Source organism: Virgibacillus sp. JSM 102003, from assembly GCF_041949995.1.
Classification (GTDB): Bacteria; Bacillota; Bacilli; order Bacillales; family Amphibacillaceae; genus Lentibacillus.
In genome coordinates this window covers 83,378-96,740 of sequence record NZ_JBHFQH010000008.1, presented here as the reverse complement: position 1 = coordinate 96,740, position 13,363 = coordinate 83,378, and the positions used below count along the sequence as shown (strand labels likewise).

Annotated in this window: 9 protein-coding genes; all 9 read right to left on the bottom strand. The window is 37.6% G+C overall.

Features of this window, described 5'->3' with window-relative positions; all coding sequences use genetic code 11:
- Nucleotides 1-42: 42 nt before the first annotated feature.
- Nucleotides 43-1,206 carry a multiple monosaccharide ABC transporter permease gene (gene mmsB / locus ACE1TG_RS10715; protein ID WP_375052378.1) on the bottom strand — a complete coding sequence of 388 codons (1,164 nt, stop codon included), beginning with the start codon at nt 1,204-1,206 and terminating at the stop codon, nt 43-45.
- A 3-nt stretch (nt 1,207-1,209) separates the two neighbouring features.
- Nucleotides 1,210-2,745, bottom strand: a complete 1,536-nt coding sequence (mmsA, locus tag ACE1TG_RS10710; RefSeq protein ID WP_375052377.1) for a multiple monosaccharide ABC transporter ATP-binding protein — start codon at nt 2,743-2,745, stop codon at nt 1,210-1,212.
- Between the two features lie 91 nt (nt 2,746-2,836).
- Entirely contained in the window at nt 2,837-3,910 is a 1,074-nt protein-coding gene (gene chvE / locus ACE1TG_RS10705; RefSeq protein ID WP_375052376.1) for a multiple monosaccharide ABC transporter substrate-binding protein, read from the bottom strand.
- A gap of 302 nt (nt 3,911-4,212) precedes the next feature.
- The gene (locus tag ACE1TG_RS10700; RefSeq protein WP_375052375.1) at nt 4,213-5,340 is read right to left on the bottom strand and encodes a GntR family transcriptional regulator; all 1,128 of its coding nucleotides are present in this window, start codon (nt 5,338-5,340) and stop codon (nt 4,213-4,215) included.
- Nucleotides 5,341-5,464: 124 nt separating this feature from the next.
- On the bottom strand, nt 5,465-6,949 hold the full coding sequence (gene araA / locus ACE1TG_RS10695) for an L-arabinose isomerase (RefSeq protein WP_375052374.1): 1,485 nt from the start codon (nt 6,947-6,949) through the stop codon (nt 5,465-5,467).
- Between the two features lie 50 nt (nt 6,950-6,999).
- Nucleotides 7,000-8,670, bottom strand: a complete 1,671-nt coding sequence (locus tag ACE1TG_RS10690) for a ribulokinase (RefSeq protein ID WP_375052373.1) — start codon at nt 8,668-8,670, stop codon at nt 7,000-7,002.
- Between the two features lie 14 nt (nt 8,671-8,684).
- Complete coding sequence (gene araD, locus ACE1TG_RS10685; protein ID WP_375052372.1) at nt 8,685-9,377, bottom strand: L-ribulose-5-phosphate 4-epimerase; 693 nt, start codon at nt 9,375-9,377, stop codon at nt 8,685-8,687.
- A 290-nt stretch (nt 9,378-9,667) separates the two neighbouring features.
- Nucleotides 9,668-11,092 carry an endo-1,4-beta-xylanase gene (locus ACE1TG_RS10680; protein WP_375052371.1) on the bottom strand — a complete coding sequence of 475 codons (1,425 nt, stop codon included), beginning with the start codon at nt 11,090-11,092 and terminating at the stop codon, nt 9,668-9,670.
- A gap of 770 nt (nt 11,093-11,862) precedes the next feature.
- Nucleotides 11,863-13,362, bottom strand: a complete 1,500-nt coding sequence (gene xylB / locus ACE1TG_RS10675; RefSeq protein WP_375052370.1) for a xylulokinase — start codon at nt 13,360-13,362, stop codon at nt 11,863-11,865.
- Nucleotide 13,363: the final 1 nt, after the last annotated feature.

Here is a 13,363-nt window from a genome sequence, read left to right as displayed (position 1 = left end):
GAAACGATTTCATGCCGTTTCTCTCTTTTAATTTCTCATAACTTATTTATTTTTATTTAAAACATCAAATGCAACGGCTGCGAGTAGTACGAGGCCTTTAATTGCTTGCTGCCAATCAATTCCGATTCCCATAAGGGACATACCATTATTTAAAACTCCCATAACTAGCGCACCGATAACGGCACCAAATACTGTACCGACGCCACCAGTGAACGAAGCCCCTCCAATAACTGCTGCTGCAATTGCGTCAAGCTCAAATAGATTACCAGCCTGGGGTGTCGCTGCATTTAATCGACCTGCAAAAATTATACCGCATAGGGCGGATAAGACACCCATATTAACAAAGACCCAAAACTTCATTTTCTTTGTTTTGACACCTGATAGCTGTGCTGCATTTGTATTGCCGCCAACAGCATAAATGTGCCGACCGATAACTGTTTTGTTCATAACAAATGTATATCCTGTAATTAAGACCGCTAGGACAATCAACACATACGGAATACCCTCATATGAAGCTAATACATATGTAAACACATTAATTAAAGCGATAAATAAAATTAGTTTAACAATAAATAAAGGATAAGATAATGTTTTAAACCCATATTTAGTATCTGTTCTTCGTAACTTTACTTCACTTAGTACATATACAATTGATAAGGCTATTCCTATAACTATTGTAAATAACTGAAGCTCTCCTCCGCTTCCGCCAAACAAATCTGGTACGAAAGATGAACTTAAACTTCGAAATCCATCTGGAAAAGGGGCTATTGTTTTACCATCTAATACGACTAACGTCAGTCCTCTAAAAATTAACATTCCTGCAAGCGTTACGATAAAAGCTGGAATATTAACAAACGCAATCCAAAATCCCTGCCATGCACCGATTACAGCTCCAAGTACTAAACATAGCAATATGCCTACTATTACCGGCAACTCCCAAGATACTAGTAGCACACCTGCAACGGCACCCACAAATGCTGCAACCGATCCAACCGACAAATCAATCTCTCCGGTTATTATAACTAGCATCATACCGATTGACAATACAATAATATAACTATTTTGCATAATAATGTTTGTTACATTTAGTGGCTTTAATAGAATACCATTCGTTAACACCTGAAATAAAAGTACGATACCGACTAAAGCAATTATCATTCCAAATTTTCTTATATTACTTGATAGAAGTTGTTTAATTCCCTCCACTAGTTACGACCTCCAACTATGTGTCATATATGTCATTAAGGTTTCTTGATTCGCCTCATTTTTATCAATTTCTCCAGTGATTTTCCCTTCATTCAGGGTATATATGCGATCACACATACCTATTAATTCAGGTAATTCAGATGAAATCATAATAATACTTTTCCCTTGCTCAGCAAGTTCGTTTATTAACTTATAAATTTCAAATTTTGCACCTACATCAATACCACGCGTAGGCTCGTCCAGAATTAAAACATCTGGGTCGGTAAATATCCATTTCCCTAAAACGACTTTTTGCTGATTCCCTCCACTTAAATTAAGTGTTTTCTGATAAATAGTAGGTGCTTTAATATTTATCTTTGATTTAATAGACTCCGCTTCTACTACTTCTTCACTTGAATCAATCACATTTTTATTTGCTAACTTGTCTAAATTTGCTAATGTTAGGTTATTTTTAACACTATCAATTAAAATTAATCCATACTCTTTCCGGTCTTCCGAGACATATGCAACACCATTTTTAATAGCATCATCCACACTCTTAAAAAATACTTCTTTTCCATTTCTGAAAAGTTGACCTGTGATTCTTTTGCCATAGGACTTCCCAAACACACTCATTGCCAGTTCAGTTCGTCCAGCGCCCATCAATCCTGCAATACCAATGATCTCTCCTTGCTTTACGTTTATATTTATATCATGAAGTATCTGTCTTTCAGAATTTATCGGATGGTAAGCTGACCACTTTTTTATTTCAAAAACAATATTGTCTTTTATATTATGGTTCCTTTCTGGGAATAAGTTAGATAAATCTCGACCAACCATATCCTTAATAATTTGACTTTCGGTAATTTCGCCATCATCAACATGATATGTCTGAATCGTTTGACCATCACGTAAAACTGTAATACTATCAGATACCTTTAATAACTCTTTTAATTTATGTGAAATCATGATAGAAGTCATGCCTTGTTCTTTAAATTCCAATAAAAGATTTAATAGGTTTTCGCTATCTTCTTCATTTAATGCTGCAGTTGGTTCATCTAAGATTAATAGTTTTACTTTTTTTGATAGTGCCTTAGCAATTTCAACTAACTGTTGTTGACCCACACCAATGTTTTTTATTTTTTCTAGAGGGTCTAATTTCATTCCAACCTTTTTAAGAAGTCGTCTTGTTTCAACGATTGTTTCATTCCAATTTATAATACCTTTTTTTGCTTGTTCATTCCCTAGAAATATATTCTCCGCAATGGATAATTCAGGAATCAGCGCGAGCTCTTGGTGAATAATGACAATTCCTCGTTCTTCACTTTCATTTATATTTCTGAATTGACATGCTTTCTCTTCAAACGTAATATCGCCATCATATGTTCCATGAGGATGTACACCACTTAGGACTTTCATCAAAGTGGACTTTCCCGCACCATTTTCACCTATAAGCGCATGTATTTCACCTGGCCGGACTTTTAAGTTTACATCATTTAAAGCTTTTACACCTGGAAATGTTTTGGTTATTTCCTTCATTTCCAATATAGTTTCAGCCACTGCAATCACACCTTTTGAATTAGAAATAAGTAGGATGATTTAGCAATAGGAATTAAACTTCATTGCTAAACCATCCATTAAAAGTTTAGAATTATTCTAACTCTTCCTCTGTAAAATACCCAGTATCTATTAAAGCCTCTTGATAATTATCAATATCTACTGAAACAGGTTCTAACAAATAGGAAGGAACGACTTTAACTCCATTATCATATGTTTCCGTATCGTTTACTTCAGGCTCTTCACCATTAAGTACGGAATCTGCCATATTTACTGCTTTTTTAGCTAATTCTCTTGTGTCTTTAAAAATTGTCTGTGTTTGTTCTCCGGCTATTATAGATTTAACAGAAGCAAGCTCAGCATCTTGCCCAGTAACAATAGGCATTGGATTATCATCTGAGCCATACCCTACTGCCTTTAATGAAGAAATGACACCTCTGCTGATTCCATCAAACGGCGAATAAACAACATCGATTTTTTCACTAGAATAATGGGCACTTAACAGGTTATCCATACGTTCCTGCGCCTCTGCACCACTCCAGCGAAGGGTTGCACCCTGATCAAAGTTAGTTTGTCCACTCTGAACGACTAATTTACCCTCATCAATATATGGTTGAAGAACTGACATGGCACCGTCCCAGAAGAAATATGCATTATTATCATCAGGTGATCCTGCAAATAATTCGATATTAAATGGACCTTTACCCTCAGCTAAACCTAACTTCTCTTCAATATACTCTCCCTGTAGGACCCCTACTTTGAAATTATCGAACTTAGCATAATAACTAACATGCTCACTGTTCATAATCAACCGGTCATACGCAATAACTGGAATTTCTTGGTTTTTTGCCTGTTCTAATACATCTGTTAGTGCTGAACCATCAATTGAAGCAATTACTAGAATATCTACCCCTTTTGTAATCATGTTTTCAATTTGGGATAACTGGTTCTCCACGACATCCTCAGCATACTGGAGATCTACCTCATACCCTAAATCTTCAAATTCTTTCTTCATGTTTTCACCATCATAAACCCATCTTTCAGAAGACTTGGTAGGCATCGCAATCCCTACCGTCTTACTGTCACTTTCTCCTCCTGCATCACTGCTGCAAGCTACCATAGCAATTGCGAGAAACAAAATAGATAATAAAAAGCTAAATTTCTTCATAATCTTTTCCCCCTTCTTCCTTTACATTAGATTTGGTTTTGCATAGTTATATTCACAGACTCTCTGGTAGATAGCGCTTTCATAAATTAATAAAATATACTAATAAAATATGTATACTGTAAATATAACGATTAAGTCTATTAAATTTGTTCGTACAAAATAGAGTAATTTAACCATCATCTTGTACGTACATATATTATAAAATAAATAAAACTATTTGGCAACATAAATTTTTGTAATCTTTTCATATTTAATAGTAAAATAAAAAATGCCACCTTTTATAAAATTAAGATGGCATTCTTTTAGGTAGTGAGTTTCTGCCGGTTCAGATCCTGTGTAGAACTTCTATATACTATCTCAGGCGTATAAACAATAGAATCAACTTGGCTTTGCTCATTATTCTTACTATTTTTCGAATTAATTAAATCAATAATCGTATTCGCTGCTGCTTTCCCCATTTCACTTTTCGGGTGAGCGATAGATGTTAGCTTCACTTCAGATACTTCGGCTAACACAGAATCATCATAGCCTATGATTGATATATCCCCAGGAACTTTGATGTTTCTACGTCGTAATACGTCAAGGACCTTAATCACAAGCTCATCATTGTAACAAACTAAGCCAGTAATTGAATTACTCTTAGACATCAAAAGTTTCTCTATCTCTTCAGTTGGTTTGGTATTTTTTTCTTCGGTATTATACGTAATTATATTTGTTGGATTCAGCGGAATTCCGTGCTTTCGATGCGCTTTCAAAAAGCCCTTCATTCGTTTAGTCCCCTGGGTATCATCCGTTTTAAAGCAGCCAACGATATCTGTATGGCCTAACGTGATTAAATGCTCTGTTTGCATAAATCCGCCCTTTTCGTCGTCCATCACTATGCTTAGAGGCTCTAGTTCATCATAATAAGCATTAATCATAATGTATGGAATTGATAACCGTTCAAGATTCAGATAGTAGTTTATATTGGGATTCGAAAATGCGCTTCTTGTAGGCTCAATAATAATTCCATCAAATTGTTGTGTCAGTATCTTCTCTAAAATTTCCCTTTCTTTTCCATGATCGTTGTTTGTGCTGAAAATACTGACTTGATAACCCGCTTGACTCAGACAGGACTCAGCCCCTCTAATAATCGAAGGAAAGATATAATCGGAAATATAAGTCGTAATAATAGCAATGTTCTTCTGGTTATTTTGACTTTGCTGTTCATTTAATGTACTTCTGTCTGCACAATATGTTCCAGATCCTTGTTCCCGGTATAACCAGCCGGTTGTTACCAAGTCGCCAATCGCAAGGCGAACAGTATGTCGACTTACTCCAAACTCTTTCATTAACTCGTTTTCCGAACTTATTTTTTGATGTGGAGTATATGTTCCATCCATAACCTTTGATTTAAGCGCACTTTTAACTTTACTGTATTTCGTTTCCACAGAAACCACCTCAACCTGCCTGCATTTGTTCGTATAAGTTAAGCATAACATAAATCTTTATCCAAACTATATTAAAAGGACTGCAGGGCTATATATTAACTACAGCCCCTCCTCTTATTCATTCTTACTGCCAAACAGCCTCACTCAACTTTAATTCATTCCGAAGTTTACGTGGAACTGTATCTTTATCAATAACAACACATTCTATATTCGTCATATCAGCAAAATCATATAATTGTTCTGTTGTTACATTTAATGAAAATACAGTATGATGTGCTCCGCCAGCATAAATCCATGATTCTGTTCCTTCACTTAGAGATGGTTCAGGCTTCCAAAGTACTTTTGCAACAGGTAAGTTAGGTGTTTCTTGATTAGGTTGTTCTGCTTGCACTTCATTCACAACAAGTCGATATCGTCCGCCCAGTTCAATTAATGAGGCATTAACTGCATTCCCCCCTTGTCCGTCAAACACGAGACGTGCCGGGTCATCTTTCCCGCCAATACCGAGTGGATTTACAACAATTTTAGGTTTAGTTGCAGAAACTGTTGGACAAATCTCAAGCATATGTGAACCAAGTACCTTTTCATTTCCGGGTTCCAGGTGGTACGTATAATCCTCCATAAAGGATGTGCCTTTGTTTCCGGCAATAATCTTCATCATTCGTAGTAAAGCTGCTGTTCTCCAATCACCCTCACCAGCAAACCCATACCCTTCTGCCATCAAGCGTTGTGCAGCAAGTCCTGGTAATTGTTTCATTCCATGTAAATCTTCGAAATTTGTTGTGAAAGCATTGTAATTTCGCTTGGATAAAAATGCTTTTAAACCTAATTCAATACGAGCTTGCTCTAAAATAGAATCTTTTACTGGACCGCTCTTATATGCTTCAGCAGGCAAAACATATAACTCACTATACTCTTGGAATAAGCCTTCAACTTGCTTATCAGAAATTCCCCGCATTTCTTCAACCAGATCACCAATTCCATAGTAATCTACTGTCCAGCCAAACATAATTTGTGCCTCTACTTTATCACCATCGGTTACAGCAACATTTCGCATGTTATCACCAAATCGTGCAACCCTAATATTAGTGCCTTCCGTCACTGCTACGGCAGTTTGCATCCAACTACCAATTTTCGATATTACTTCATCATTCCCCCAATGACCGACAACTACTTTTCGTGAGATATTCATTCGAGTTCCAATGAAACCGAACTCTCTATCTCCATGTGCTGACTGATTCAAGTTCATAAAATCCATATCAATATCTTTCCAAGGAATATCACGATTAAACTGTGTATGTAAATGCAGCAACGGTTTTTGTAGAGCCTTTAGACCTGCAACCCACATTTTAGCTGGTGAGAAAGTATGCATCCACGTAATTAATCCTGCACAGTTTTCATCACTATTAGCCTCTAGCATTAATTTTCGGATATCATTTGAATTTGTTAGTACTGTTTTAAACACGATTTTAAAAGGTAAATCAGCATTTTTGTTTAAATTATCTGTGATAATTTTGGAATGGTCCTCCACTTCCCTTAGCGCATCCCCACCGTATAGTTGCTGGCTTCCCGTTACGAACCAAAATTCATAAGGATTTAGTGTTAGCATTTGTTTTCCTCCCATATTGTTTTTGACTGGTATATTATTTAATTGATGAGTTATTTAGAGGCAGTTCTAAGAGCTCGTAAACGCTTCATAACATCATTTTCACCACGACCGAAATATGTATGAAGCTTTGAATACTCTTGATACAGTTTTTCATATATTGCTACATTTTCAGGGATAGGCTTTATTACTTCATCTTTAATTCTTGCCATTTTCCTTGTCGCAGCTAATATAGAACTATATCCTCCATTATCTTCACCTGCTGCAACTGCTCCAAACATAGCCGCTCCTAACGCTGGTGTTTGTTTTGAATCCGCAATTTTAATAACACGATTTGTAACATCAGCATAAATCTGCATTAAAAGCTTGTTCTTTTGCGGTAAGCCTCCGCAAGCATAAAGCTCGTTAACCTCTACTCCATTTTCATGAAACGCATCAACTATTTTTCGAGTTCCAAATGCTGTTGACTCCAATAATGCACGGTATATTTCCTCAGGCTTCGTTTGAAGTGTCATTCCCAGTAACAGACCGCTAAGATCAGTATCAACAAGTACGGAGCGATTACCATTCCACCAATCAAGTGCCAATAATCCCGTTTCACCAGGTTTAAAATTGGCAGCCTTTTCTTCTAGCCATTGATGAACATTAACACCTTCATCGTCAGCCGCCTTCTTTACATAATTAGGTACAGATTCATCCACATACCATGCAAAAATGTCACCAACAGCTGATTGACCTGCCTCATAGCCGTAAAAACCAGGTATAATACCGTCTTCAACGACACCACACATACCTTCAACATGCTTTTCCTCTTTACCTAAAAGCATATGACATATAGAAGTACCCATAGCCATCACGAGTTTACCTGGTTCAGCCACACCCATGGCCGGCACTGCAGCATGGGCATCAACATTCCCAACAGCAACAGCAGTACCTTCGATTAACCCCGTAAGTTTCGCCATTTCTGCGGTAAGGCCACCAGCATTGGTACCTAATGAAACAACATCACCACGGAGCTTTGTGTCAGCTAGATTTTCCAAGCGTGGATCCAATGATCTGAAAAATTCCTTACTGGGATAACTTTCTCTTTTATGCCATATTGCTTTATAACCAGCCGTACAGCTGTTACGAACCAAATTATTTGTAAGCTTCGAAATTACCCAGTCCGTTGCTTCCACAAATTGATCTGTTTTGTCATAGATTTCTGGAGCTTCATTGAGAATTTGCCATATTTTTGCAATCATCCACTCCGAAGATATTTTTCCACCATACCTCGGTAAAAAATCCTCCCCACGCTGTTCAGCAATTTCATTTAATTTTGTTGCTTCATCTTGTGCTGCATGATGTTTCCATAATTTCACCCAACTGTGAGGGTTATCTTTTATTGATAGATTATTGCTTAACGGATCTCCCTGCTCATCAATAGGCAGCATTGTACATGCCGTAAAATCAATCCCAATCCCAATAACATCACTGGCATCTACTTTTGATCCGCGTAAAACTTCAGGAATAGAATTACCTAATACTTCTATATAATCTTGTGGATGCTGTAGAGCCCATTCATAGCCTAACTCAACGCCTGATTCAGGTAGTTTCTGATCAATAACCCCATGTCTATAGGGTGTTACATGATCAGCCACTTCCCTGCCGTCATCTAATGAAACAAGAACTGCTCTGCCTGATTCCGTTCCATAATCTACTCCAATCGTATATTTTTTTGCCATATTGCCTTCCCCCCTTATTTCTTTTGTCCATAATACGCTTTTGATCCATGCTTTCTTAAGTAATGTTTATCCAACAATGCTTGATCCATATCGAAAATGGATGGATTTAACTGATACGTTTGAAGTGCCATTTTAGCCACTTCTTCTAACACAACAGCATTATAAACCGCCTCGCTTGGATCCTTGCCCCATGTAAAAGGCGCATGACTATTAACAAGCACACCTGGCATTTGTAGCGGATTTATATCTTGAAAGGTTTCCACAATCACATTTCCGGTTTCATGTTCATACGAACCATTGATTTCAATATCTTTCATTGCTCTTGTACAAGGTATTGTTCCATAGAAATAGTCTGCATGGGTGGTTCCTAAAGCAGGAATATCCTTGCCAGCTTGCGCCCAGCTTGTTGACCATGGTGCATGTGTATGTACAACACCGCCAATTTCTTTAAAATTTTTATATAGAACAATATGGGTAGGAGTATCAGATGATGGATTCAAATCACCCTCAACTTTTTTTCCCTCTAAATCGACGACCACCATATCGTCACGTGAAAGTTCTTCATAAGAAACTCCACTTGGTTTTATCACTACTAAATCACGCTCTCGGTTGATACCGCTTACATTTCCCCAAGTAAAAGTAACAAGGTTATGCTTTGGAAGCGCTAAATTCGCATCAAGAACTGATTGCTTTAATTTTTCCAACATATTTTCCACACCCTTCACTTAAAATCAATCTTGTACGTATGAGATGACAGCTATACCTTAATAATAATATAATTTGTACGTACAATCAACATAATAATTCTATTAATCTTATAAACGTTATATAAAGAACCCAGATTAAAAAGCACATCAAAAAGGACAAGCTTGTAGCTTGCCCTCTAATATAAGTCCCTCTTATTTACTAAATACCCTGTTTTTGTCCATGTACCTCAAGACGATAATATGGTGACATGCTCTCTAACTCGTATGATGTCTACTCTTAGTCTAAAATGCTATTGCCATTTTCTAACAAGATACTCACTATTTTGTTTAAGAATATTATAAGCATTCGCAGTAATCATTTCATTTCCTCTCTCACTTTCAAGCTTTTGAATAAATTTCTCCATATGGAAAATTGCTTTTTCAGTATTTTCCCGACCATCGAAATGAATCACCGAATCTAATTGTGCTTGTAAAGATCTAGCAGCACCGTAATTTTCAAACTCTCCTTCTTGTTCAAAATTACCAATAAGAGTTCGCATCTCATTTAAATTATAATCCATCATTGCCCAATAGGCTGGTTTTACATTGAAATCTGGGTCAAAGACAAATGGCGCGTCCTTTCCAACACCATTATTGTAATCTTCAGCCCGATCATCAAGCCATGTATGGTCATCGGCAATACCCCAGAAAGTAACGTTGCTGATTTTATCACCTAATTCCTCATAAAGCTCAAATAACTGATCGTAGCGCTCTGCTTGATCGAGCAGACGTCCACTCGCTAGAATCTCATCATAATCTGCGAAAGCAGGTGTTGGCGGCCATCCATAGAGGCTGACATCTAACTCAGTAATGTGATTGTCCAACCCTAAACCAGCAAACATATTGATAGATTCTCTTGTATCTTCAATAGAAGGCCACCCAATTTGAATGTGCGCCTGATGTCCTACTCCATCAATCGGAACCCCTTGGTCCAGTAGATCTTTAACCAAATCATACAGATAGTTTCTTTTTGGTTCTACTTCGGTATTATAATCATTAATAAATAATTTGGCATCTTCTGCGGCATATTTTCTTGTTGTCTCAAAAGCTTTCTTAATATAGTCTGTTCCAGTAATCTGGTACCATTTGGATTCACGTAATCCTCTGTCATTAGATGCATAAGGGTCAATTGTTTCATTGACAACATCCCAGGCATCCACTTCATCTTTGTAGCGCGTTACGATAGTCTTAATGTGCGTTTCCAGACGTTCAAGTAAAATTTCCTTATTTCGTTCTCGCTGTTCAGGATCTGTTTCATCTACCATTGGATTTCCTTCCTCATCCAGGAAAAACCATTCCGGTACCTGACTATGCCAAACAAGCGTGTGAAAGCGCAAATCCATATCATTTTCTTTAGCGAACTGAACAATCTTATCTGCCTCTTCAAAGTTAAAATTTCCTTCTTCAGGCTGAATATTGATAGGCTTCATCACATTCTCGGCAACAATGCTGTTATAATGGCGCTTCAATACCTCTCCATGAATTCCTTCCAGCTGATACGGTTCAACAGCGGCGCCAATAGGAAAGGAGTCTTCATATCTTTGTTTAAGCGGCGTTACCTCTAAAGCACTTTTAGATTCATATCCCTCTTCTGCACTGGCTACACCTGTCCCTGCAGGTAATAATAACGACAAAGCTAACCCTGTAACAGCTGTTACTCGTAGAACTTTTAACATCAAACATTCCCCTTTCTAGTAATTTTTTCGTTTCAACAATGCCGACTTATCTTCATTTATTTGTAAAAAGACACCCCCCTTCAGTAACTTGAACCTATACTTTTTATATTAGGATCTTTTTGATAACGTTTGACGCTCTTTAACCCTCACAGTTGATATAAAATGCGAACTAACTTTATCGTAAATTCCTTGCATTCTTTATAAGATGAGTGCTAAACCATCGCTGCGGAAAAATACTCGCTTTCCATGGGGAACGCTTCAGCCTCCTCACGAGCAAAAACGCTCAGTACGCGGGGTCTTCAGACTGTTCCTTTTCCCATAGGAGTCTCGCATTTTTCCGCAGCTTAGAATAACTCAACGAACTCATAGATTTTATAACTACGCATTGATCAGAAAACCTCAACTGGAAGAGGTATCTTATATAGAGAATGAAGTTTTCCCCATGGCTAAGAAGCAATGTCACAATAAGTATTAATTAGATAAAGTGAGCAAAAACCAGCGTAGGAAATACACGTAGACTCCTGTGGGAGCTGAGGCCTAGATGAGACTACGCAGCGACGTAGGAGCAAGAAGGCTCATCAGCCGCCCACGGAAAGCGCAGTGTATTTCCGAAGCGGTGTCATAGCACTAAGCAATTTTTCTATGTTACTTCGCAGTTTATATCTTTTGTGTCAAAAACAATCTTTTAGAAAACAGTCTTTATACATTAAAAAGACCACCTCAAGTAGCGTTTAACACTTCTGAGATAGCCTTTTTTTAGTGAGTATATTTTATTTTCGAAATTCTAAAAGTTCTTCATTTATCTTTTTCGTCTGTCCATATATTCTCTGATAGATATTGAATAACTTCTTATAGACTTCAACATTATCCCTATCCGGAATAAATTCTTTATCTACTTGTAAAAATTCAGCCGCACAATCGCTTAAAGAATCAAACCATCCAGAGCCATATGCCGCTAACATTGCCGCTCCCATTCCAGGACCCTGCTCACTTGAAAGTTTAATGACTCTGGCATCGAAAATATCAGCCTGCATTTGTAACCAGACATCATTTTTTGCACCACCACCAATTGAAACAATTGAATCAATCGTCTTTCCATTATTACGGAAAATATTAATCGATTCATTTAAAGAAAAAGTGATCCCCTCGAGAACCGCTCGAACAAAATCCTTTCGCTGATGCGAACTATCCATGCCAATAAAACTTGCCCGAATCACTGCATCTGCATGTGGAGTTCTTTCTCCTGTCAAATAAGGTGTAAACAATAGACCATTGGATCCAATAGGAACAGTTTCCACTTCAGATACTAAGTCCACAAATGACTCATCCTTGGCAAAGACATCTTTAAACCAACTGAGACTATGCCCCGCTGAAAGGGTAACCCCCATTGTATAAAATGCATTAGACGATCCATGATTAAAGTAATGAACCTTGCCTTGAAAATCTTTGTTATCACTGTCTTCATAGGAAAGGACTACACCAGAGGTGCCAATACTGCAAAGCGTTTTCCCATCCTCTAAAATTCCTGAACCAATCGCACCACAGGCATTGTCTGCACCACCCGCAAATACGCTTGTCGAATTCGATAATCCAGTAATGCCAGCAACCTCAGCACTTACTTTTCCTGTTTCAGTATGTGACTCCACTAATGGCGGACAAAGATTTGAATCAATCTCAACTAAATCACAGATCTCCGTACTCCATTCTTTCATACCAATATCCAATAGTAATGTACCTGCAGCATCAGAAAATTCCATGTGCAGTTGACCTGTCAGCCTATAGCGTAAATAATCTTTTGGTAAAACGAATTTATTTGCCTTCTTAAACAATTCTGGTTCATGTTCTTTTACCCATAACAGCTTTGGTAATGTGAATCCTTCCAACGCAGGGTTTTTCGCTATATCTAGCAGTCTCTCTTCGCCGACAGTATTATAAATCTGCTGGCATTGTTCAGTCGTACGCGTATCATTCCAGAGAATAGCGTTGCGTAATACTTGATTATTTTCATCAAGCAAAACCAAACCGTGCATTTGTCCGGCAAAACTAATCCCTTCAATTTCTTGTGGGTCGATATTGTTATCCGCCAACAGACTAGATAGACCTGCAATTGTCTGTTCTACCCATACATGAGGATCCTGTTCACTGTAGCCTGTTTTTTCCTGAATCAATGGGTATTCTTTTGAAATTTCGTGTACAACTTCACCATTTTTATTAACCAATAAAATTTTCACCGCGCTGGTTCCTAAGTCGATACCGATTACATATTTCATA